We start from the raw sequence: 23,084 nt of genomic DNA on the forward strand, positions 1-23,084 counted from the left end.
GCTCTTCCTCACTCCACGGCTGCCGCGAGGGCAGCAAGTCGTCGGGGTACGTCGATGTCGTCGGGCACTCGTGCGATCAAGACCTCGCCGGTCGCCCCGCGCCACTGCTCCATCCATTCGTCGGGTCCCTCGACGGCCGCGTAGGCGATCGGCCCTGGCCCCAAGGGATTCCGCGGCGGCGCGTCCACGACCAGGACCGGCGGGGTCAGGCCAGTGCGCTCCGTGAGCTGGTCCCGGATGGCGAGCACCGCAGGCGTGTCAGCGCCGACCGCGACAAGGACGGCTGTCGATCCGGATGCGAGTACGGCGACCGGGTCGTCGACCGCCAGGTCCAGGATTCCGACGCGACGTTGCGCGTTCCCTGCCAGCTTCTCGGCGAGGCCGCGGCCGTGTTCGTCGGACGTGACCACCACCAGTGGGGTCTGCCCGGATCCATCGGTCAGCCAGCGGATCGTCCCCGGTGCCGGGACCGCGCCCGCCAACCGGGCTTGGCGAAGTCGTTGGGCCAGCGCCGTCGCGGTCGCGGCCTCGACGAAGGTCCGCAGCGGAAGGTCGAGTCCGAGTTCCCGGCGGACGAGGTGACGGACCTGAGCCGCACGGGGAAGGTCCCCGCCGACCGCGAAGAAATCCCCACCTTGGACGTCGTCGTCGAGAACCCGCGACCAGGCGCCGAGCACCCAGGCCTCGTCGGCGTCCGGCGCCTCCGAGCCGGCATCGTCCGGCCGGGGCGGCAGCATCCGCGACAGGGCGGCCCGATCGATCTTGCCGTTCACCTGCACGGGCATCGGATCGACGATGCCGAACGCCGAGGGGACCATCACCGCGGGCAGCCGGTCCACCGCCAGCGCCTTGATCTCCTGGCGGAGCCGGGCCGGCTGCGTGCCCCGCCGTACCTGCAGGTAGGCCACGAGGCGGCGGGCGTCCCCCTGGCCGGTGACGGCGACCGCCGCCAGTTCGACGTCCGCGTGCGAGGCCAGCACGGTCTCGATCTCGCCGGGCTCGATCCGGTGCCCGCGGATCTTGACCTGCCGATCGTTGCGGCCGTGCAGCTCGAGCCGGCCGTCCGGCCGCCAGCGAGCCAGATCGCCGGACCGGTAGATCCGGGCGCCTGGTACGTCGAGATCGGGCACGAACTGCCGCGCGGTCAGACCCGGGCGGCCGGTGTACCCCCGGGCCACGCCCGCGCCGCCGATGCAGAGCTCGCCGACGGCCCCGGGCGGTACCGGACGGAGGCTTCCGTCGAGAATCCGGAGCCAGGTCCTGGGCAGCGGCCGCCCGATCGGGAGAATCCGCGGTTGGTCACCCGTCTCGATCGGCTGGCAGGCGGTGTACATGGTCGTCTCGGTCGGCCCGTACGTGTGCCAGAACGACTTCGTGCAGGCGGTCAGCCGGGCCGCCAGCGGCGGCGGTACGACATCGCCACCACAGGACACCGTCAGCTGGGGAGCCCCGGTCCAACCGCACAGGAACAGCATCTGCCAGGTCAACGGTGTCGCCTGCATGATGTCGGGCCGCCAGTGGTCGAGCGCCGCCATCAGCGCCTGACCGTCACGTGCCTCCTCGCGGGACGCGATCACTGTCTCGCCGCCGGAGACCAGCGCGAGGAACAGTTCCAGCATGGCGATGTCGAACGAGATCGTCGTGACGGCGAGCACGCGTTGGCCGTGCCCGACCCGCATCAGTTCCCGAGTGGCCCACAGGTTGTTCGCGAGCCCGCCGTGCGTCACTCCGACGCCCTTCGGGCGGCCTGTCGAACCGGACGTGTACAGCAGGTACGCGAGCGCGTCCGGCTGGACGACCGGCCGCGCTACCCGGTCGGTCTGCGGAACGACCAGCTCGCTGACATCGAGCTGCTTCACCTCGGGCAGATCCAGCCGCCCTTCCGCCGCTGTCAGGACGAGCGAAACGCCCGCATCGTCCAGCACGTAACGGATGCGATCGACCGGGTGCTCGGGGTCGAGTGGTACGCACACATGGCCGGCTTTCAGCACACCCCAGATCACGGCGGGCAGTTCCACAGCGCGAGGCAACAACAGACCGATGGGGGTCTCGGGCGGAAGCTGGAGTCCGGCGAGGTTCCCGGCCACCGCGTCGCTGACGGCGGCCAGCTCCCGGTACGTTTGCTGCGCTTCGTTGTGCCGTACGGCGACGGCATCGGGCGTGGAGTCGACCCACACACCGATCTGTTCACCCATGGACTTCGGCCGCCGGATCGCGGTGTTGCGGCCCTCGACCTCCGCGAGGTAGCGGTGATCCGCCGACGTCAGTAGCTCGAGAGCGGACACGGCTCGCGTGGTATCGCGCACTGCGTCGGCCAGCAGCACAGTCAGCCGGGCAGCGAATCCCTCAACCGTGCCGGTGTCGAGCACGCTGTCCGAGAAGGTCCACTCGATCTCCGCCGAGCCGTCGAGCACCGAGACCTGTACGCCGAGCTCGGACTCGGATCGCCGTACCGGCAGCTGGACAGGCATCGCATCGAGACCGCCCCAGGTGCCGTTGTCCACCGGGGCGGCAACAGTGAACGCCACCTGCACCAGCGAGTTGGAGAGGAGGTCGGACTCGGGACGCAGCGCGCGCGAGAGCAACGACAGCGACAATCCGGTCCGGGCTCGATCCGCGCAGTGCCCGGCGGCCTCAGCCAGAACAGCGTCGCGGAACGCCGGGTCATCGACCAGGTCCAGCCTGGCCGGCAACAGAGTGTCAGGTGAACAGGCGAGCAGATCGGCTTCGGCCGGGACGCCGATCAACAGGTCGGTCTGCTGCGTGTGCCGGTACAACAGCACCCGGAGTCCGGTCAGCAGAACCGTCGGCCACGGCACATCGAGCTGGGCGGCGAGTGACTCGATCTGCGCGAACAACTCGCGTGGCAGCACGCTGCGAACGGCACCACCGCTCCCGAACTCCGAGGCGGACCGGTCCGAAGGCCAGTTCGTGACGGTCGGGACGCCCGAGAGCCGTTGGAGCCAGTACGACAGTACGTCGGCTCCGTCCTTCGCCGCGGGTTCGGTGCCGCCCCGGTGCGGCAGGACGACATCCAGGTTTCCGCTCTCGCTCAGGGCTCGGTAAGCGAGACCGAGATCCGCCAGGAGCGCCGGCACAGCCGGTGCCTCGACGGCGATCGTGTGCACGGTCAGGACCAGCACATGGTCCTCGGGGCCGAGCCGGTACACCACCAGGCGGGCCAACGGCCCGGTAGCCAGGTCGAAGGCCGAGCAGGCGTCGTACGTCGCCTGCTCACACCAGTCGTCGCCTGCGTCGACCACACGAACAGGGATGGCCGGGCTGGTCCTCAGGCCGGCGGCCGGACGGCCGTCGACGTCGTGGAAGCCCACGGCAAGCTCCTCGTACCGGGCGGCCACATGGCCGGCCGCACGGTCGAGGAGATCGGTGTCGAGACGACCGGTCACGCGGATCGATCGACTGCGGTTCCAGATTCCAGCAACCCCGGTCAGCTGCTCAGCCAGCCAGACCGCAGACTGCCGGGGCCGGATCGGGACTGTCACAAGCTCGGCCATGGCCACACCTCCTGGAGCGGCATCGGATGAAATGATGTCGTGCGGCCGGCGGCCGCGAGGTGTCTACCAGGGCCAGTCAATGTCCATCGGAAACATCTGGATCACCTTTCTCAGAGAGCCGTCGGACATTTTTGGAAGAATGTCCGTGTCGATGGCAATTACTCTATGAAAGGGACCTGTAAACAGTCGTCAGCCTGATCGCTGATCTTTCTGTCATTGATTTTGCTGAGCTTTTGTCAACGAGCCGCCGACGCCGTGTCAACAGAGTGCGTACGGCAGTCGTCAGGCAGCCACGCCGAGCCGGAACTGGTAGCCCAGGATGACCGCCTCGGTCCGGCTCTGCAGACCGAGTTTCGTCTGGATCCGGTAGACGTGGGTGCGGACGGTGGCCTCGGAGATCACCAGTGCGGCGGCGATACCGGCGTTGGTCCGGCCGGCCCCCAACTGCTTCAGCACCTCTTGCTCCCGGTCGGTCAGCAAGAGCTTGGCGTGCAGCAACGGCGTCCGATCGACCGGCAGCTGGGCGGCCAGCCAGTCCAGCAGCGGCCCGGCCATCAGCGGCGACAGGAACACACCGCCGCCCGCCACCGACCGCACCGCCAGCGCGAGTTCGGTGTCGACCGCCGCATCGCTGACGATTCCACGGCAACCCTGCCGGATCGCACCCAGCACGACATGGTGCGGCACCGGCCCGGCGATCGCGACCACCGGGTGCGACGCATCGGCGCTGGCCGGCCGGCAGAACTCCTCGAGGACGGACGGCCCACCGGTGACCACGGTCATGTCGGCCGGACCTCGATCGGCCGGACCGCCGCTCGTTCGGTCGGCGACAACTTCGATCCCCTGTTCGGACCGCAGCAGGGTGGTGATCGCACCGGCGATCAGCGCATGCTCGGCGGCGACCGCAACCTTGATGGGCCGGGGCGGGCTCGAATCATTGTAGCGAGTACTGCCGAACATTGTTCCCCCTTGCTCCGAAAACACGTCGGAAAACGTTCTTGCCTCACAAGAACTACCGCTGAACAACATTTATCTGATCAGCTATTTACCACTGTTATAGCTCGGAGAGTGTGCCCGCGTTCGTAGCAGGCTACGAGCGCATGCTATTCAACACAAGTGTCATATGCTGCAACCTCACGGACCGTGACCGGTCGTGCGGGAATTGTCCACGTCTCGGTGGGGCCGGCCGCTGCCCGGCGGATCAGGAACACCGGAGCCGCGGACCCGCGCTCCGCACCGTCGAGAAGCCGGACGGTCGCACCGGCCAGCAGGGCCAGGCGGACCGCCGCAAGACGCTCCGGGCCGGGCTCGGCGTGGTCGAGTAGATCGACGGCCAACTCGTCACCCGGTCGCAGACTCAGCGCCTCCGCGATCACCTCGCCGACGTCTCCAGCCGATCCCAGACACTGGCGCACGATCGTCGGCCAGCCGTCCGCAGCGCTCCCGGCCTCGAGGCAGTCGAGCAGCCCTTCATAGGTCAGCTCACCGTCGCGGCATCGGATCGCCACCGCGTCCGGATGCCGTCGGCACGCCTCCCGCACGGACTGGTCGATCGACGAGTCCTCCGGATGCGGAGACGACACCGGTACCTCGGGAGAACGCGCGAACGCCCGCAGGATCTCGGCGTACTCCTCGATCAGGCCTTCGACATGCTCGAGGTCGAAGAGTTCGGTGCTGTACTCCACCCCCACGTCGGCATGCTCCCCGAAAGTGACGCCCCAGGCCATGTCGAAGCGCGCGGTGCCGTGGTGCATCTGCAAGGGCTCGACCTGCAGGCCGGCCAGGGGCGGCCCGGCCTGGTCTCCGCCGACCGCGAAGGAGACCTGGAAAAGCGGTGAACGACCGCTGTCCCGATCCGGCGCGACCACCCGCACCACTTCCTCGAAGCCGAGGTCGCCGTGGGCCAGGGTCTCGGTGATGCAGCGCGTGGCCTGGTCGACCAGCTCGGCGAAGGTCGGGCGGTCGGCGAACCGGCCGCGCAGCGCGACCACGTTGACGAAGTAGCCGATCGAGTTCGCGACGGCCGCATGGTTCCGGCCGGCCGTCGACGAACCGACGATGACGTCCTGCCCGCCGGTACGCCGGTGCAGCAACACCCAGAAGGCCGCGAGGCAGACCACGAAGACCGTCGTACGCCGCTGCCTGGACAGCTCCCGGACCGCGGCGCACACGTCGGCCGGGATCCGGCCGACCGCCACCGCACCCGCCGCGGTCGGTTTGGCCGGCCGGGGCCGATCGGTCGGCAGCTCCGCGGTCTCGGCGCCGCCGAGCTCGGTCCGCCAGAAGTCCTGGAGCACGCGCAGCCGCTCGTCGGAGAGCCGGCCCACATGCCATCTCGCGTAGTCGGAGTACCGGACCGGAAGGCTCGGCAGATTGGCAGGCCCCCGGCCGCATTCCTCGGCATAGAAGGCCGCGAGGTCACGGTCGAAGACGCCGAACGACAGTCCGTCGAAGATCGCGTGGTGAACGACGAAGACGAACAGGTGCTCGTCGGGCGCGAGCCGGTAAAGAGCCGCACGCCACAACGGCGCCCGATCCAGAGGCAACACCGTTCTGCCGTAGACCCGGTCAGCCTCGGACAGGACGTCGCTGGTGGACCTGCCTGCCGCGTCGTGCACAGGCAGCTCGACCAGGATCTGCGGCAGGACCAGCTGAACGGGACCGCTGTCGCGCTCCAGCAGGAGACTGCGCAGTGCCTCGTGGCGCTCGACTACCCGGACCAGGGCTCGGCGCAGCGCCTCGACGTCGAGCGGACCGCGCAGGCGCAGGTACTGCGGCAGGTTGTACGTCGGTGTCCCCGGATTCAACTGCTCGACGAACCACAGGCTGCGCTGGGCCGCGGTCAGCGGCGCCTCGACCTGGGACGCGTCCGTCCGCGGAATGTCAGTGTCGTGGCCGGAGCCGCCGGCCCGCAATCTCGCCAGCAGAGCGGCGCGGCGACTGGGCGGCAAGGCGGCCAGCTCTTCGGTCAACTGCGTCATCCGTCGACCTCCCCCAACAAGGATGTATGACTATAATCAATGTCGGACTTTACTATAGTCATCACGTCAACCCCCGGTCGGTTGTGTGCCGAGCCGATCCGTCGAGCGGTCCTCTGGAGCCCACCATGGAATCGAACGCGACTGACAGCACCCCGCGCGCGACGACCCTGTCCGACCGCAAGCAGCAACTGCTCGCCGAGCTCCGCCGGCGGCGCGAGCAACGGCCTGGAAGGCCGGCCAGGTTGCACCGGCTCCGGCCCGGGGACGGGCCGCCGGTGGTGCTCGTCCATCCCGTCGGTGGCCAGGTGTTCAGTTATGTCGAGTTGGTCGGCAGCCTGCAGTCAGGCCGTCCGGCGTACGCGCTCGAGGCCGACGACGGCCTGAGCGGCGAAACCGGGCTGTCATTGGAAGACCTGGCAGCGAGCTACTGGCGCCGTCTGGAGGCGGCCGGTGTGAGTCCGGGTGTGCTGGCCGGATGGTCGTTCGGCGGTGTGCTGGCCTACGAGATGGTCCGGCAGGGACCGCGAGTTCCTCTCGTCCTGATCGACTCGATGCCACGGCCGGCGATGTACGACGGGATGACGCGCACCGAAGCGCAGTACCTCGAAGGCTTCTTCCACGACCTGTTGCGCTCGGCCGGGGACCCGACCGACGTCGCGAGTCTTCCGTCCGAGACCTGGGGATATCCCGCCGACGTGGCGATCGCGATGGCGGAGGCCGCTTTGACGGCTCGCGGAAGTCGCCTCGACCAGACCGCTGCCGAACTGCTGCAGCGCTACCGAGTTCACCGCAACGCGACCTGGGCGCTCGACAGCTACAACCCTGAGCCCGCCGATCTTCCACTGCACCTGATCCGGGCGGCGCGCTGGGACGGGCCGAACGCGACCGACGCCTGGCGAGCTCTGGTCGGCGCGGACAACCTGGTGTCGGTCGACGTGGACGCCGACCACTACGGAATCCTGCGCAACCCGGCTGTCGACACGGTCCGCACCGTCATCGACAGCGTCGCCGAAGGCCACAGTCTCCCCGGACAGCTGATCGCGCCGGTCGACCTCCTGGCCGCCCCGGTCCTGGATCCCCCCGAGGTCACGCTCGTCGTGCGGCAGCTGGGGACAGGCGGAGTAGCGGGACGACTCGACTTCGACCGCGACCGGTGCGACGAGGCAGCCGCCCGGGCGTTGATCGAGGAGTTCCTGGCGAGCACGCAGACCAGTGAGCCCGAGCCGCTCCCGCACACCCTGGTCGGAACAGTCGCCGCCGAGCATCCCGAAGCCATCGCGCTGCGCTGGACCGGCGGTGAACTGAGCTACCGCGAGTTGGTGACGGCTGCCGACGCCCTCGCCGGCCGACTGAGCGGCACGGAGCGGGTCGCCGTGTGCCATCGACGTACCAAGGACCTGTACGTCGCCATCCTGGCGGTGCTTCGGTCCGGGGCGGCGTACGTGCCGATCGATCCCGGGCACCCGGAAGACCGCCGGAACTTCATCCTCGCCGACAGCGGCGCGCAGGTGCTGCTGTGCGACACGGCCGCTCCCGAGCAGTGGGACCTGCCGGAAGACTGCCGGCTCGAGTCGATCACCGCTGAACCCGGTCCGAGCCCCGACCAGCCACGTACGGCGACCGCCACCGACCTGGCCTACGTCATGTACACGTCGGGTTCGACCGGACAGCCGAAAGGCGTGGCGATGCCGCACGGCCCGCTCGCCAACCTGCTGCGCTGGCAGCGGGCACGCTCGGCCTGCGGCGTCGGCGACCGCACTCTGCAGTTCTCCGCGGTCACCTTCGATGCCTCGTTCCAGGAGATCTTCGCGACCTGGACGACCGGCGGCACCCTGGTGCTGGCGGCCGAGGAGGTCCGGCAGGATCCGCGCCTGCTGCTGACCCATCTCGAGGAGCAGCGGATCAATCGGCTGTTCCTGCCATTCGTCGGCCTGCGCCTGATCGCCGACGCCACCGCGCACACCGGCCGTCCGCCGTCGCACCTCCGCGAGGTCATCACGGCCGGCGAGCAGTTGCGGATGACTCCCACTGTCCGGGCGTTCTTCCGCGCGACCGGCGCGACGCTCGACAACCAGTACGGTCCGACCGAGAGCCACGTGGTGACCGCGGAGCTGCTCGACGGAGACCCCGCCGGCTGGGACGAGCTGCCGCTGATCGGAGCCGCGATCGACGGCGCTGTGGTGGAGGTCTGCGATCCGTCGGGACGACCGGTCCCCGACGGCGAGACCGGTGAGATCTGCCTGTCCGGCCCGGTTCTGGCCGACGGTTACATCGGTCGCCCAGAGCTCACCGAGGCGGCATTCGTACGCCGGCCGGACGGTCGCCGGACGTACCGCACCGGCGATATCGGCCGGATGCACGACGACGGCCGCATCGAGTACCTCGGCCGGGCCGACAACCAGGTCAAGATCAGCGGCTGCCGGGTCGAACCGGCCGAAGTCGAGTGCGCGCTGTGCGCCGTCGACTCGGTCGCGGATGCTGTGGTGCTGCCGCGGCGTGACAGCACCGGTCAGACTTTCCTCGTGGGTTACCTGGTGGGCGACCCCGGCTGCGAGCTCGATGTCCGGACCGTGCGTGCGCAACTGTCCGCCGCGGTCCCTCCGCATCTCGTGCCGCAGCATCTGCTGGCCCTGCCCGCCTTCCCGCTCGGGAGCACCGGCAAGGTCGATCGGCTCGCGCTCGCGGCGATGCCGGTGGAGCAGTCCGCCGCGACCGACTCTCCGGACACCGATGACGAGGAGGCCGCAGCCGCCATCGCCCTGCTGTGGCAGGAGCTCCTGAGCCGCTCCCCCGAGCCGCACGACAGCTTCTTCGAGCTCGGCGGCAACTCGCTCAGTCTGGCGCTGCTGGCGATGCGGCTGGAGCAACGGTTCGGCGTGCCGGTTCAGCTTCCGGACCTCTTCACCCACAACACGCTCGAGGCCCAGGTCGCCCTGATGGAGCGGCTTTTCGTCGCCGAGCTGGCACGATTCTCCGATGAGCAGACCAGCCGTACGCTGACCGAGATCCTCGAGCCCTGAATCGGAGCCGCATGACCATCGAAGTTCACCCCGTCGACACGTCCCGGTGGGCCGACCTGGAGCAGCTGTTCGGCGGCTCCGGCGGGTACGACGGATGCTGGTGCATGTTCTGGCGCCTGCCGAACAAGGAGCTGAACGCGAACGGCCCCGAGGACAATCGGCAGGCGCTCCACGACCTCGTCCACACCGATGCACAGGTCGGGCTGATCGCGTACGCCGACGGCACACCGGCAGGCTGGTGCTCGACCGGTCCACGCCCCGGGTACGCGCGGATCGAGCGCACCAAGGCGCTGCGACCGGACGATCCCGCCGACCCGCAGGTCTGGGCGGTTCCGTGCTTCTTCGTCAGCAAGGAGCACCGCGGGCAAGGCGTCGCACGGGCTCTGCTCGAGGCCGCCGTCGACCGTGCCGCCGACGCCGGTGCGACGATGCTCGAGGGCTACCCGGTGGCGAACCCGAAGGGCGCCGGAGCGGCTTTGTCCACCGGGACGGTCGACCTGTTCTCGGCGGCCGGCTTCACCGTCGGCGGCGATCAGCCGGCCTCGGGCCGCCGGGTCGTGACCCGGCGCGCCCTCTGATCAGGCCCGCAGTTCGTCGATCTCCCGCCAGACGGCGGACGCCTGCCGGAAACTGTCGCTCTCCTCGTACAACTGGGCAGCGCGGCGAAGCACCTCGATGGCGGCCTGAACCTCTCCGGCCCCGCGCAGCGCGTCGGCCTGCCCACGGAGGGCAGTGATCAGCGGCAGTCCCGACAGCATCTCCGGCCCCTCGGTGACCTGCGCGTACAGCTCTGCCGCCCGGGACGGGTTGCCGGCCGCCAGTTCGTACTCCGCCCGCACCCGGAGCAGCGCCATCCGCTCCGAGGTCAGATCGGTGACCCCGGCGGCCGCCTCCGCGGTCGTCAACCAGGCCAGGGCCGACTCCGGATCGCCGGCCGCCAGCAGGATCGATGCCGTCGATCGGCAGAACCGCAGCCAGTCCAGCATCGACATCGACCCGAACTGCAGCAACGAGCCGGCCTGCTTCAGCTCCTCGACCGCTTCCTGTTGCCGGCCGAGGCGGACCAGCGCCATCCCGGTGAGCCAGTGGGCACGCCCGACGATCGCATGCTGACCCGTGGCCGCGGCGTCGGCCCGGAGTTCCTGCGTCAGGCGCTCCACGTCCTCGAGCTCACCGATCTCGCACAGAACCGAGACCAGCACACCGAGCAGCCGGACCCGCTCGTGGGGTGCGGCGGCCTCGGCGAGGAACTCCTCGGACAGCAACTCTTCCGCGGCGTCGCGCGCCTGCCCGAACCGGCCGAGCTCACGCAAGGTCGAGGCACGGTCGATCGCCACCGAGATCCGGACGGCGGGCACCGCGCCGCTCAGTGCGGCGAGCATTTCGTCGAGCAGCTCGAGCCGGGCAGGGTGGTCACCCGCCGCCGCCAGGACCCGGCTGAGCTCGAGGCTGAGCTCCAGGACCTCGTCGCCGGCAGAGCGGCCCTTGGCCTGGGAAAGCTCGCGTTCGAGCACCTCTCGGGCGCCGGCGTAGTCGCCCAGGTCCACGAGGCTCCGGGCATACAACTGCCCGGCCACCGCACTCGGACCGGAGGCCGGCGCTGAGGGATGCGGGGCGAAGACGTCGCGGTAGTCCTCGCCGAGCAGGTCCGCCGGAGTGGTCTCCAGCGCACGGGCCAGGTGCAGGATCACATCGAGCGTGGGCATCCGCTCCCCGGCCTCGAGCAAGGAGATATAGCTGGGGGTGACCATGTCACCGGCCAGCGCCTTCTGTGAGAGCCCCTTCTCCATCCGCAGCGTGCGCAGCCGATTGCCGAGATAGGGCTGAGTTGCTCTCATTTCGGGGGCGCCTTTCGACGTTTGCAGCCTAAAACCGAACCCCTCTAGAATAACAGGAGAAATCTCTGGTCAAGACAATAGTCAGCGCGGTGTGACCATCCAGTGACAAGGCCCGCGACAACCGTCTCGCGAGTGCCTCAGCGCGCGTGCACGACGACCGGCAGCCGCACGACACCGTTGACGAAGTTCGAGGCCAGGTGCTGCACCGGACCGGTGAGCTCGAACCGGACGACGCGCTTCATCAACTCCTCGATCACCAGCCGCAGGCCGACCCTGGCCGCGTGCGCACCGATACAGAAATGCGGACCGAACCCGAATGCCAGGTGCGGGTTGTGCGCACGCCACGGGTCGAATCGGAACGGATCCTCGAAAACCGACTCGTCACGGTTGGCCGAGCCGACCCAGGCAGCGACGAGATCGCCTTTCCGGACCGGCTGACCGCCCAGAACCACGTCCTGCGTCACGAGGCGGAGCAGGTGGTTGGTCGGAGTCGCCCAGCGGAGCGCCTCGTCGAGCAGCAGATCGGCGTCACCGGACGCCGTCACCCGCTCCCACAGCAACGGCTGCTCGGCCATCACCAGGACCAGGTGGTGGATGATCTGCGGCGTCGTGATCGCGGCGCCCATGGTGAAGGCGTAGACGTTGATCATCACCTCCTCGTCCGTCAGCGGCCTGCCCTCCAGTTCGGCGGCGCCCAGCGCACTGACGAGATCGTCGGCGGGCTGGGCACGCCGCTTGGCCAGGAGCTCCGAGAAGCAGGTCAGCAGCTCGAGGTGGGCGAGCATCAGGGTCTCCGGCCCACTACCTCGAGCCAGGGTCGGGTCCTCCGGCGCGACACCGGCCATCGTCCACCGGGAGAGATCGTCCCAGTGCTCGCGGGGCAGCCCGATGATGTCGGCGGCCGCAAGCATCGGCAGAACCGTCAGTTCCCGGACCAGGTCGACCTCCCCGCGACCGGCGACCGCATCGACGAGCCCGGTCATCAGCGGGCGGACGATCGGCTCCCGGTCCCGGACCCGGGACGCGGACAGGTGCCGCATCCCCGAGGTTCGCAACGACCGGTGGCCCCGACCGTCGATCAGGTTGATCGCCTTACCGGCCTCGGGGTCACCTTGCAGCACCGAAAGCATGGTGCTGTGCTCGGACGTGAAGTGTTCCGCGTCGCGCAGGACACCGAGGACGTCGTCGTACCGGGTCACCGACCAGAACGGCGTACCGTCCGGCGCGAGCTGCTGCCAGACCGGCGCCTCGGCACGCAGCCGTCGCCAGGCGCTGTGCGGTGCGCCGGTGCGGTAGAACTCGGCCGGGTACAGGTCGATGGTGGCGTTGCCCGGCAGCTCGTCGCTGTCGTAAGGCTCCATGCGCATGACAGTGCCCCGGTCAGCCGACGGCGTACTCGGCATGCCGCGCCGCGCGACGCACCCGCCGGTAGTGCGCGGTGTACCGCCGCAACACACCCGCGTCGGCGCCGGCAGGCCGGATACCGGCCTCGGCCAGCAGACTCAGACTGCGCGACCGCGAGCAACCGGTGCCGGCCGCGCCGAACAGATCCGTGAGACTCTCCTCCAGCAACTGGTCCGGTACGTCGGGACCGGCCGCCGGCAGCATCGCCAGCAACCCGGCCAGATCGTCGTCCAGGCGGTCGGACAACGCCTGTTCCCGCAACCGCAGCCAGAAGTCCCGGTAGGACACGGGTTCCAGGTCGAACTCGGCAGCGAACTCGGACAACAGGTCGTCGAGGCGAATCGGCTCGGCCTGCGCGAGATGGAACCAGCCTCGCGCTCCGGTCCGTACGCCGGCCGTCACCAAGGTGGTGACCTGGTCGATCGGGGTGTAGTCGAGCGCGATCGAACTGCGGAACGCCAGGCCGAGCCGGACGTTCCACCGAACGATCAGGTCGGGCAGGCTCTTCGGGGACGGCACTCCGGTCACCGAGTGCGGCATCACCTCACCGAGCCGGTAGACCGCCACCGCGAGCCCGCGGCCGGCGGCCTCCTCGACCAGCCGCTCCGCGGCCCACTTCGACAGGCTGTACCCATTCGTTGCTGGTGGCAACTGAGTCGGTGCCGACTCGGTCCGGCCGGGGGTTGCCTCCAGCATGCTCAGACTCGAGATGTGGTGCAGCGGCTTGTGCCGTTTGCTGACGGCCAGCCGGAGGACCTCCGCGGTCCCCAGCACGTTGGCGGCGCGATGCGACTGGTATCCGAGCACCAGGTTCACCATGGCGCCGTTGTGTACGACGACGTCGATCGTCGAGGCCAACCGATCCCATTCGTCGTCCCCGAGACCGAACCGCGGCAGGCCGAGGTCGCCGACGACCGGGACCACGCGATCGAGCTCGGTGGCGTCGAGATGGTAGAAGAGCAGGCTGTCGTGGATCCGGTCGAGCGCGGACGCCGCGTCCTCGGCACGCACCAGGCAGTGCACGACTCCGTCGGTGTGCCGGAGCAGACCGTGCAGGAGATGCGTTCCGATGAAGCCGGTGGCACCGGTGAGGAAGACGTGGTCGCAGGTCGTCACCGGCTCGCCGACCGGTCGCACGTCGTCCGCGAGCACCGTGTCCACGAACAGGGTGTCCGCGACGGCGGCCGGCAACTCCTCCTCGGGATCCTCACCGGCAGCCGGGCCGGCGGCGATCCGTTCGGTCAGTGCGGCAACCGTCGGTGCGGCAACCAGGTCCTGCACCGTCAGCGACGTGCCCAGCGCCTCGTTGATCTGCAACGTCAGCCGTACGGCGGTCAACGAGTCTCCGCCGGCCGCGAAGAAGTCGCCCTCGGGACCACCCGGCACCAACCGGTTCCACGCCGCCTGCACGGCCGCAGCGACCGGATCGCCGCCTTCGCCCGCCGCGGTGTGGTGGTACTCGGCCGCGAGCGCAGCCAGCTGGTTCCGGTCGAGTTTGCCGTTCTGGTTCAGCGGCATCGTCTCGACCTGGATGATCCGCGACGGCACGAGGCCCGCGGGCAGCGCCCGGCGTGCGTGGTCGAGGACCGAGGCCGGCTCGATCGGGTCCCGGCCGGTCACGAACCCGGCCAGACAGTTGCGGCCGGCCGGATCGGCGTACACGGCCGCCCGGGCGTCGCTCAGTCCGGGACAGTCGCGCAGTACCGCCTCGATCTCGCCGATCTCGACGCGCATCCCGTTGACCTTGACCTGGTCGTCGGTGCGGCCGCGGAACCCGACCAGACCGTCGGCGCCGATCACCGCTCGATCGCCGGTCCGGTACAGCCGGCCGGTCGGCAACTCCGGCAGGTGGTTGTCGGCGAACGCGAGGTTCGTCCGCTCCGGGTCGTCGAGATACCCCGCGCCGATGCACTCCCCGCCGATCCACAGGTCGCCGACCTCCCCGCGATCGACCGGTCGCAGGTCCGCTCCGAGGATCGCCAGGCAGGTGTTCGCGATCGGCAGGCCGATCGGGATCCGCTCGGCGTCGACATCGCGGACCTCGTGGAAGACCATGCCGATCGATGCCTCGGTGGGCCCGTAGGTGTTGGTGATCCGGACCTGCGGGAGCAGCCGGCGGAACGTCTGCACCGGACCGGCCAGCATCTCTTCACCGCCGATCAGGAGATGCCGCATCGAACGCAACTGCCGGACCATCGGCGGCTGGGCGGCCAGCAGCTCCACCAGCACGTTGAAGACCGACGGAACGAAGTCGGTCATCGTCACGGCATGCCGCTCGATCGTCGCGACGACGTCCTGCAGGTCGACGACTCCCGACCGGTCGGGGATGACGACCTGGGCGCCCTTCGTCAGCGGCCACAGCATCTGCCAGACGCTGGAGTCGAACACGTGCGGGCTGTTCTGCAGTACGACGTCGTCCGGCGTGTCCCCGAACCGCTGCGACATGTACGCGAAGCGGTTGCGCAGGCCGCGATGGATGTTCAGCGCACACTTCGGCGTTCCGGTCGAACCCGAGGTGTAGAAGCCGTAGATCAGGTCGTCGAGACCTGGCAGGCGGTCGATTCCAGCCGGGCGCCCGTTGTCGTCCGGCCCGGTCAGATCGATGTCCAGCACGGCTGTGGGCAGCGGCTGCTCCGTGCCGGCCCGAACGAGCGCGAGCTTCGGACGCATCGCGTTGAGCACCTGGTCGAGCCGGGCCGCGGGCCAGCAGGCATCCATCGGGACGAACGGAGCACCGATCCGCATCGTGGCCAGCATGGCGATCGGAATCTCCAGCCCGGTGGACAGCACGAACGGCGTCAGGTCACCCGGACCGACTCCGGCGTCGAGCATCCGGCGGGCCAGCCTGGCGCTGAGCGCGTCCAGGTCGCGGTAGCTGAGAGTCCGGCCGAGATGACTGACGGCCGGTGCGTCCGGCCGCTCGGCGGCCTGCCGGAGAAAGAGGTCCACGACCGTGTCGTCGTCGTGGTGGTCGAGGGTCGGGCCGACAATCATCGATGACATCGGAACTCCTGGTGACTTAGCTGGTGACGGAAGCGACGACGTCCTGATCGTCGGCGGGACTGGCGGATCGGTGACGCCGCGCGGCGACCACGGAGCGACCGCGTTCGCGCTGGCCGAGCTCGGACCACAAGGTCGCGGGCGGTCCTGCCAGCGCCGCGCTGTCCCGGATCGCCAGGTAGTACCTGCCGAGATCGGCTTGCGCCGCCAGGCCGCGGGCGCCATGGGTCTGCAAGGCTGTCCGGGTCGCAGCCGTCGCGGCTTCGAGTCCGAGTCCGAGCGCCTGCCCGGCGGCCAGCGGATCCGGTACGCCGCCGTCGTCGATCAGCCGCGCGACACCGCGGACGGCGAGCTCCGCGGCCCGGAGCGCCACCCAGGCACGGGCGAGCGGGAAACTGACGCCCTGGTTGGCGAGCAGCGGCCGGTCGAACTGCCGCCGTTGCTGTGCGTACGCCGCTGCTCGGGCGTGTGCGCCGTACCCGAGGCCCACCAGCCACGCGGCGTGCCGGACCCGGAGCCTGGCCAGCAGACCGTCGGGATCGGACAGCGGCCACCCCGTTCCGAGACTCCCGACCATGTGCCGGTCGTCGACCTCGATGGACCCGAGCTCGATCGTCCGCACGCCACCCGCGACCCGGCTGGTGAGTCGCGCAACCGTCGCCGGGTCGAGCAGGACCAGCAGCACTTCATTGCCGGAGGCAACCGCCGTGCAGATCGCGGAGGCCTGCGACGAGGTGGCGCAGACCCGGCCGTCGAGCCGCCAGCCGGCCGGCACCGCAGTCGCAGCGGCCGGGCCGGTGAGTCCGCACACCTCCACCGGAGTTCCCCGCATCATCAGCTCGACCGGCAGCTCCTGCGGTCCACGCCGGACCGACAGCAGGTCGGCGAGGAGACCTGGCCCGTTGTAGCAGTCGGGCAGTCCGGCGCGGCCGAGCTCCTGTGCGACCACGGTGCCGGCTTCGATCCCGAGGTCCAGGCCGCCTACCTCGACGGGCACCTCCAGCTCGGTGGCCAGCACAGCCTTCAGTACGGTCGTCGCGTGCGCCTCGAGCTGCGATCGGGTCTCGCGAAGATCCGCGGGACCGTCGCAGATCACGTCCGGTCCGGTCGCCCGGATCGTGTCCCGGACGGTCCGTCCGAGCTGGCCGATCAAGGGGTCGGGGGGCAGCTTCATCGCAGATCACCTGTCTCGAGCTCGAGTCCGGAGGTGAGGCTCGAGACGATCTCGAGCATCACCTGCGAGGTGCCGGCGGCGAGGGTCAGTCCGGGAGCCTCGCGGAAGGCCGATTCCAGGTCCCCGATCGCGTCCGGCGGGAGGCAGTCGTCCGCACCCGGCGGGTACAGCTGCGCTGCCCAGGTGGCGATCTCCTGAGCCGTCTCGCTCGTGTAGAGCTTGGCCGCTGCGGCAGCCGCGTCGTCACCGGCGCCGCGGTCCAGCCCGTCGAGTACGTCGTACGTCAGCAAGCGGCCCGCGGCTGCCATGGCGCCGAAGCGCCCGGCCTCTGCCAGCACGGCATCGGAGACCGCCTCGGAGTTGGCGAGGCCGCCGACCGCGACACGGTGCCAGGCACGCGCCTTGAGCGAGTAGTCCAGCCCGGTGCGTTCCAGCGGCAGGCAGCGATTGAGCTCGGCCCACCCGTCGCCCTCCCGGCCGACCAGGCACTCGGCGCCGACACGGACATCGGTCAGCTCGACGCGGTCGAACTGCTCGTCACCCAGAGTCGGCAGGTTCGAGCGGTGCACACCCGGTGCGTCGAGATCGATCAGGAACAGGCTGATTCCGTCGTACTTCGAAGGGCCGTCGGCGGTCCGCAACGCACACAGAGCCAGGTCGCTCTGACCGGACTTGAGGCCGAACACCTTGACAGCGTCGAGTCGCCAGCCGTCGCCGTCACGACGGGCCGTTCCGGTCAGCGACGCCAGGTCGGAGCCGGACTCGGGTTCGGTGTAGAGAACGGTCGCGAAACGCTCCCCGGCCGCGAGCGCAGGGAGCAGCCGCTGCTTCTGTTCGGGGCTTCCGGCCGCCATCAGGAACGACCCGACGATCTGGATACTCAACACGTGCAGGGTGTCCGGCATGCCGGCCAGCACGAGCTCCTCCAGGACGGCGGCCGAAGCGACGTGGCCTGCTCCGCGACCGCCGTACTCCTCGGGCCAGCCTGGTGCCAGCAGTCGGCGGCGGCCGAGTTCGCGGTACAGGCTCCGCGCGTCGGGCTCCGACGCCCCAGGCGGTCTGCCGGCCGCCAGCCCGGCGGCCGCCGCGGCCCGTACGGCGGCGTACTCGGCCTGCACCGCCGGGTCCGCAAGGGCTTCGCCGACCGCAGCGGCCACATCGGGCAGGCCGGACGAGGATTCGGCCATCGACTCCATCACTGGTCCACCTCCGGGTCGCCGAGGCGCAGAATGCGCTCGGCCTGTTCCTCGGACATCTCCTCGAGCAGGTCCAGCAGCGCGTCGTCGTCGAGCTGCTCGGCCCGTGCGGCGTCGACCACGGTCGACAGCCCCGCGACGGTGGCGTCGCGGAAGAAGTCCGCCACGCCCGCCTCGACGCCGAAGCGCCGGCGGATCGCGGAGATCAACTGGGCCGCCTGCAGACTGCTGCCGCCGATCGCGAAGAAGTTCGCATCGACGGGGACGTGGTCGCGGCCGAGCATCGGGCCGATCAGCTCCGCGGCCAGGATCCGCTCGGTCTCGGTCAGCTGCCGGTCCGGGTCGGCGGTGATCTCGGACGGGACGTCGGTCACCGGTGCCGGCAGCGCGGCCCGGTCGATCTTGCCCGAGACCGTCAGCGGCAGCCGGTCCACCAGGACGACGAAATCCGGAACCAGGGCGGCCGGCAGTCGCTCGCCGAGCAGGCCTCGAAGCTCCTGCTCGTCGGCACCGGCGGCCTGCCGGGCCACCCACGCGACCAGGTGCCGCTGCCCGACCGGGTCCACCCAGGCGTCGACGGTGGCCTGTGTGACATCCGGCAGTACGGCGAGCATCTCCTCGACCTCGGCCGGCTCGATCCGGACACCGCGGATCTTGATCTGGCGGTCGAGCCGGCCCAGGAACACGATCGCGCCGTCGCGACGCCGGCGGACCAGGTCACCGGTCCGGTAGAGCCGCTCCCCGGCCCGGCCGAACGGGTCGGCGACGAACTTCTCGGCGGTCAGTTCGGGCCGGCCCAGGTAGCCCTCGGCGAGGCCCGCTCCGCCGATCACGAGCTCGCCGGGCACGCCGTACGGCAGTGGCCGCAACGCGTCGTCCAGCACGTGGGCGAGGTGATTGTCGATCGGCAGCCCGATCGGCGGTGAGCCCGTCGCCGGAGCGAAGCATTCGTGCACGACCATCGTGACCGTGCACTCGGTCGGGCCGTAGCCGTTGAAGAACCGCCGGCCGGGCGCCCACCGGTTGACGAGCTCACCCGGGAACGCCTCGCCGCCGACGAACGTGACGCGGAGATCGGGAAGCTCGGTCGGGTCGAGCAGGGCCATCACCGACGGCGGCAGGTCGGTCACGGTGACCCGGCTCTGCCGGAGCAGCTGCTGCAGCCGATCCAGGTCGAGGCGTTCGTCCGGCGCGGCGACGACCAGCCGGGCGCCGTTCAGCAGGGCGGCGAAGGTTTCGAAGATCGAGACGTCGAACGTCGGAGCGGCGTACCCGAGGATGCGGTCGGCCGGGGTCAGATCGAACAGGTCCGAGATCGCGGCCACGAAATGGACCACTGCCCGGTGGCTGATCTGCACGCCCTTCGGCGTTCCGGTGCTGCCTGACGTGTAGATGACATAGGCGAGGTCACCGGACTCACAGCCGGGATCCTCGGCGGAGAGACCGTCGAGCTCGACGTCGTCGAGTGCGACGGTGAGCCGGACCCCGGCGGTGTCCAGGTCGGCCAGTCCGGCAGATGTGCCGATGACAGCGGCCGGCGAAGCATCGTCCAGCAGGGCCGACCGCCGCTGAGCCGGGTGGCTCGGGTCCAGCGGCAGGAATGCGGCTCCGGCCTTCAGTACGGCGAGCAGCGCGGTGACCTGTCCGACTCCACGGGCGAGGTCGACCGCGATCAGATCGCCCTTGGCCACGCCACGCTCGATCAGCAACCTGGCCAGCCGGTTCGAGGCCCCGTTCAGGTCGCCGTACGTCAGGTCCTCGCCTTCGACCGACACAGCGATCGCATCCGGCGCCTGTGCGGCACGATCCGCGAACCAGGCCTGCAGGGTGGAGGGTGGGACCGAACGGCTCCGTCCACTGCCCAGCTCGATCAGCTGGGCTTCGTCGTCCGCGCTCATCGTCCGCAGATCGCCGACGGTCCGAGTGCGGGCGAACTGATCGATCAGGAGCTGCAGCCGCTGCAGCAGTTCGGCGGCTGTCTCCTCGTCGACGATGTCGGTTCGGTGTTCGAGCAGGACGCTGCCGTCGCCGGGGAAGAGCAGCCGTAGCTCGCCGCCGGCGTTCTGATCGAGAAGCGCCGGCAGGAGTTCCACGTCGATCTGGGGCACCGCCCCGACTCGCAAGGCAGGGGTTGCGTCGAAGACGACCTTCGGCGGAACCGCGCCGACCGCATCGGCCGGTCTGGGCAGGGCGGCACCGGCCTCGGCCAGGGTCAGGTGCTCGGCAACGTGCCGGACGAGGTCGCCTGGACTCATGCCCGGATCGAGATCCAGAGGAAGCGGCAGAGTGTCGGCGAGCCCGCTGACGAGTCGCTGCTGCGCCGGATGCCGCCCGTCCGAGACGACACCGATGACACCGTCACGCAAGCCGCCGTACCGGCAGAGCAGCTCGGCGAACGCCGCCAGGACGATCGTGGAGCTGGGCACTGCCCACTCCTCCGAAAGCCTGTCCAACGCGGCAGCGGTCGACGCTGACACTGCGGCCGACTCCTGTCGCCATACAGCCTCCGCACCGGAGGTCTCGCCGAGGTCGAGAGCGATCGGGGACCGCCCGGCCAGCCGCGAGCGCCACGCTGTCACCAGCTCTTCACGCCGCCGCGAGGTGAGCTGCGACGCGGCACGACGTGCGTGCACCAGGGCCGACAACCCGTCGTCCAGCGCGTCTACCTGTGCGAGCTGACCGAGCAGATCGTCGAGAACGACCTGCAGAGCGCGACGATCGACCAGCACCGCGCTCGCATCGAACAGCAGCACGTACTCCGTCGGAGACACCTCGAGCAGCCGCGCACGCGCGCTCGGTCCCGCGGGTTCGGCCCGGAGATCGTCGACAATCTCACCTAGGTTGCTGGCGGCAACGAGTTCTACCTGCAGGTCGTCGACCGTCTCGAGCTGCAACTCGGGAGTGATCCGCAGCCGCAGGGCATCATGCCGTTGCACCACGGTTGCCCAGGCGTCACACAGCAGGTCCCGGCCGACTTCGCCGCGGACTCGCAACGCGAACGTGCTCGTGGTGGGCCGGCCGGCCGCGAGCAACGCCGCCTGCAGTGGTGAGGGCGAGAGCGAGCCGACCGGAACGAGACCGGGCCGTCCACCTCGGAGCACGTCCAGGAACCGTTCGCGACGGTCGGCCGGCAGCCGGTCGACCCGCTGACGGAGCCGGCTCTCCGGTGCCTGTACCAAGGTGGTCACAGCTCCTCCAATGCCTCGTCAACAGTGGCCAGGGCGTCCCGGTACGCGAGCTGCAGCCGGCGGGTGTGGCGTTGCAGCTCAACGATCCAGTCCTGTGGCGAGACGCGTCCGTACGCCGAGGTGACCCGAACCGGCGTCCACGCATGGGCGACCTGCTCGACCTTCCGCCCCGCCTCGGCGAGTCCGGGCAGCTTCCACGAGACCGCGCAGTCGCGCAGCAGCTCGCCGTGGACCGCGCTCTGTGCCTGCACACCCCATCCGAAGGTGTATGCCTCTTCGAGGACTGCGCCGTTCCCCGATCCGGCCGCGGCGACCAGTTCCTCGCTGAAAGCTGCCAGACCGGCGAGCCCGCCGCGTGGATCGCCGGTCGCGGCGAACCTGTCCGCGTTGGTCTTCAGCGCTGCCCGCAGCCGGCCACGGTCCAACGGCGGGTACGGGCCGCCGAGGTCGATGTCGAGCCAGCGGCCACTGATCTGCGCGCCGGAGAAGAACGCTTCCTGCTCACGCGGGTTCGGTGACGTCCAGGCCTTCAGCAGATCGGGGATCGACAGCGCACCCTGGTACGCCGGCGGCATGGCGTCGCTGACCCGGACCAGTTCCCGTTCCTCGTCGATCGCGGAGATCACCAGCAGATGGGCCGAGTGGACGTCGTGGTACGCCGGCCGGAACGGCAGGTGGAAGTTGTCGACGGCAACGACCGGCAGCTTGCCCGCGGCCAGTGCCGCCTGCAGATCGGCGAGCGGCTGCTCCGGATCGGCCGCGCGCCACCGCGAAGTCACCGGATGATGCGCGAGGACGCCTGCCACCGGATCCTCCGGTGTCCGCGTCGGCCAGTAGAACTCCTCCGCACGCACGTCGCCGGGCAGGTGCAGGAAACCCCAGCCGAGACCGAGAACTTCCAGCGGCTCCTGCCCTTGGGCCAGCAACAGCGTCGCAAGGGTGGACTGCAAACAGCTCACCGGGTCGCGGTACCACTGCTCGAGGGCGGGCCGCGAGCTCATCGGCCCTCACCCCCCGACAGCACCAGCGTGGCCGCAAACAGATGTACTGCGGGATTCCGCGGCAACCGCACCGCGGCCAGAGCGGCTCGCCGCGTCACCGGCACCCGCTGGCTCCACAGCATCGCCGGAACCCCGGCCTGGACGTGGAACGGGTAGTGCATGCTTCGGGTCGCCCGGACCTGCGTTTCGCCGAACCATCCCGGAGCCGCCCAGAAGTCCGAGAGCCGCAACTGTTCGAAGTCGACCGACCCGTCGGCGAAGTGGAAGGCCAACTCGTCCTCGACCCGGCGTTCGGCCGCGCCCAGCACGTACAGCCAGTCGTACCGGCCGGACGGCACCTCGATGAACTGCCCGGCCGCCCGCACGTTGTCCGCGGTGCCGCGGCCCGTCGGCGGGAAGTCGTAGGCCACCTGATCGACGACGAACTGTCCGGGTGCCGGCAGTTCCTCGGCCGGGAAGGAGTTGCCCCAGATGTTGAAGGCACCCCCACGGGTGTCCGTGGCCGGCGTCGACCCGACGTTGTTGCGATGCGGTGCCAGGTTGACGGCACGGCACCGGGCCTGCACCGACGTCGCCGGCATCTGATCCGGCATCTGATCCGGCATCTGATCCGGTATCGCGTCCGGTACGGAATCCGGCCCGACCTGGACCGGCCCGGAGTACGGTCGCACCGCGACCATCGACGGCGCATCGTTCGAGTGTTGGAGCACAACAACCCCCTCCGCATCAACTCTAGTCAGCAAGGACATTACTATAGTTGTCATGCA

At 69.8% G+C, this 23,084-nt stretch carries 13 protein-coding genes; 2 read left to right on the forward strand and 11 right to left on the reverse strand.

Going from position 1 to position 23,084, the window contains the following annotated elements:
* Positions 1 to 8: 8 nt before the first annotated feature.
* The 3 genes from E0H45_RS30705 to E0H45_RS30715 form a co-directional block, all read right to left on the reverse strand.
* A complete protein-coding gene (locus tag E0H45_RS30705; RefSeq protein WP_131343645.1) occupies positions 9 to 3,515 on the reverse strand; it encodes a non-ribosomal peptide synthetase in 3,507 nt (1,168 codons plus the stop codon).
* A gap of 282 nt (positions 3,516 to 3,797) precedes the next feature.
* Positions 3,798 to 4,475, reverse strand: coding sequence for a response regulator transcription factor (locus E0H45_RS30710; RefSeq protein WP_165546645.1), 678 nt, complete (start codon positions 4,473 to 4,475; stop codon positions 3,798 to 3,800).
* Between the two features lie 143 nt (positions 4,476 to 4,618).
* Positions 4,619 to 6,496 carry a condensation domain-containing protein gene (locus E0H45_RS30715; RefSeq protein WP_131343649.1) on the reverse strand — a complete coding sequence of 626 codons (1,878 nt, stop codon included), beginning with the start codon at positions 6,494 to 6,496 and terminating at the stop codon, positions 4,619 to 4,621.
* 125 nt (positions 6,497 to 6,621) lie between these two features.
* On the opposite strand from E0H45_RS30715, the gene E0H45_RS30720 reads away from it, so the two are divergent.
* Positions 6,622 to 9,516, forward strand: a complete 2,895-nt coding sequence (locus E0H45_RS30720; protein ID WP_165546646.1) for an amino acid adenylation domain-containing protein — start codon at positions 6,622 to 6,624, stop codon at positions 9,514 to 9,516.
* A gap of 11 nt (positions 9,517 to 9,527) precedes the next feature.
* Complete coding sequence (locus E0H45_RS30725; RefSeq protein WP_131343653.1) at positions 9,528 to 10,094, forward strand: GNAT family N-acetyltransferase; 567 nt, start codon at positions 9,528 to 9,530, stop codon at positions 10,092 to 10,094.
* On the opposite strand, the gene E0H45_RS30730 is transcribed toward E0H45_RS30725, so the two are convergent.
* The 8 genes from E0H45_RS30730 to E0H45_RS30765 all read right to left on the reverse strand — a co-directional run bounded on the left by E0H45_RS30730 (position 10,095) and on the right by E0H45_RS30765 (position 23,027).
* A complete protein-coding gene (locus E0H45_RS30730; protein WP_131343655.1) occupies positions 10,095 to 11,354 on the reverse strand; it encodes a helix-turn-helix domain-containing protein in 1,260 nt (419 codons plus the stop codon). It abuts the gene before it with no gap.
* A gap of 137 nt (positions 11,355 to 11,491) precedes the next feature.
* On the reverse strand, positions 11,492 to 12,715 hold the full coding sequence (locus E0H45_RS30735) for a cytochrome P450 (RefSeq protein ID WP_238155386.1): 1,224 nt from the start codon (positions 12,713 to 12,715) through the stop codon (positions 11,492 to 11,494).
* Between the two features lie 19 nt (positions 12,716 to 12,734).
* Positions 12,735 to 15,761 carry a non-ribosomal peptide synthetase gene (locus E0H45_RS30740; RefSeq protein ID WP_165546647.1) on the reverse strand — a complete coding sequence of 1,009 codons (3,027 nt, stop codon included), beginning with the start codon at positions 15,759 to 15,761 and terminating at the stop codon, positions 12,735 to 12,737.
* 16 nt (positions 15,762 to 15,777) lie between these two features.
* The gene (locus tag E0H45_RS30745; RefSeq protein WP_131343661.1) at positions 15,778 to 16,932 is read right to left on the reverse strand and encodes an acyl-CoA dehydrogenase family protein; all 1,155 of its coding nucleotides are present in this window, start codon (positions 16,930 to 16,932) and stop codon (positions 15,778 to 15,780) included.
* A complete protein-coding gene (locus E0H45_RS30750) occupies positions 16,929 to 18,128 on the reverse strand; it encodes an acyl-CoA dehydrogenase family protein (RefSeq protein WP_238155387.1) in 1,200 nt (399 codons plus the stop codon). Before E0H45_RS30750 ends, E0H45_RS30745 begins: the two co-directional genes overlap by 4 nt.
* Positions 18,128 to 21,316, reverse strand: a complete 3,189-nt coding sequence (locus E0H45_RS30755; protein ID WP_131343663.1) for a non-ribosomal peptide synthetase — start codon at positions 21,314 to 21,316, stop codon at positions 18,128 to 18,130. The genes E0H45_RS30750 and E0H45_RS30755 overlap by 1 nt, the downstream gene beginning before the upstream one ends.
* Positions 21,313 to 22,317 carry a BtrH N-terminal domain-containing protein gene (locus E0H45_RS30760; protein ID WP_131343664.1) on the reverse strand — a complete coding sequence of 335 codons (1,005 nt, stop codon included), beginning with the start codon at positions 22,315 to 22,317 and terminating at the stop codon, positions 21,313 to 21,315. The genes E0H45_RS30755 and E0H45_RS30760 overlap by 4 nt, the downstream gene beginning before the upstream one ends.
* Positions 22,314 to 23,027 carry a hypothetical protein gene (locus E0H45_RS30765; RefSeq protein WP_131343996.1) on the reverse strand — a complete coding sequence of 238 codons (714 nt, stop codon included), beginning with the start codon at positions 23,025 to 23,027 and terminating at the stop codon, positions 22,314 to 22,316. The genes E0H45_RS30760 and E0H45_RS30765 overlap by 4 nt, the downstream gene beginning before the upstream one ends.
* Between the last annotated feature and the right edge of the window lie 57 nt (positions 23,028 to 23,084).

Origin of the sequence: Kribbella soli (genome assembly GCF_004331345.1) — a bacterium.
In the GTDB taxonomy this organism is placed as follows: domain Bacteria; phylum Actinomycetota; class Actinomycetes; order Propionibacteriales; family Kribbellaceae; genus Kribbella; species Kribbella soli.

Coding starts and splice junctions, on each gene's coding strand:
- E0H45_RS30705 (WP_131343645.1), bottom strand. CDS start 3,515: ATGGCCGAGCTTGTGACAGTCCCGATCCGGCCCCGGCAGTCTGCGGTC.
- E0H45_RS30710 (WP_165546645.1), bottom strand. CDS start 4,475: ATGTTCGGCAGTACTCGCTACAATGATTCGAGCCCGCCCCGGCCCATC.
- E0H45_RS30715 (WP_131343649.1), bottom strand. CDS start 6,496: ATGACGCAGTTGACCGAAGAGCTGGCCGCCTTGCCGCCCAGTCGCCGC.
- E0H45_RS30720 (WP_165546646.1), top strand. CDS start 6,622: ATGGAATCGAACGCGACTGACAGCACCCCGCGCGCGACGACCCTGTCC.
- E0H45_RS30725 (WP_131343653.1), top strand. CDS start 9,528: ATGACCATCGAAGTTCACCCCGTCGACACGTCCCGGTGGGCCGACCTG.
- E0H45_RS30730 (WP_131343655.1), bottom strand. CDS start 11,354: ATGAGAGCAACTCAGCCCTATCTCGGCAATCGGCTGCGCACGCTGCGG.
- E0H45_RS30735 (WP_238155386.1), bottom strand. CDS start 12,715: ATGGAGCCTTACGACAGCGACGAGCTGCCGGGCAACGCCACCATCGAC.
- E0H45_RS30740 (WP_165546647.1), bottom strand. CDS start 15,761: ATGTCATCGATGATTGTCGGCCCGACCCTCGACCACCACGACGACGAC.
- E0H45_RS30745 (WP_131343661.1), bottom strand. CDS start 16,932: ATGAAGCTGCCCCCCGACCCCTTGATCGGCCAGCTCGGACGGACCGTC.
- E0H45_RS30750 (WP_238155387.1), bottom strand. CDS start 18,128: ATGGAGTCGATGGCCGAATCCTCGTCCGGCCTGCCCGATGTGGCCGCT.
- E0H45_RS30760 (WP_131343664.1), bottom strand. CDS start 22,317: ATGAGCTCGCGGCCCGCCCTCGAGCAGTGGTACCGCGACCCGGTGAGC.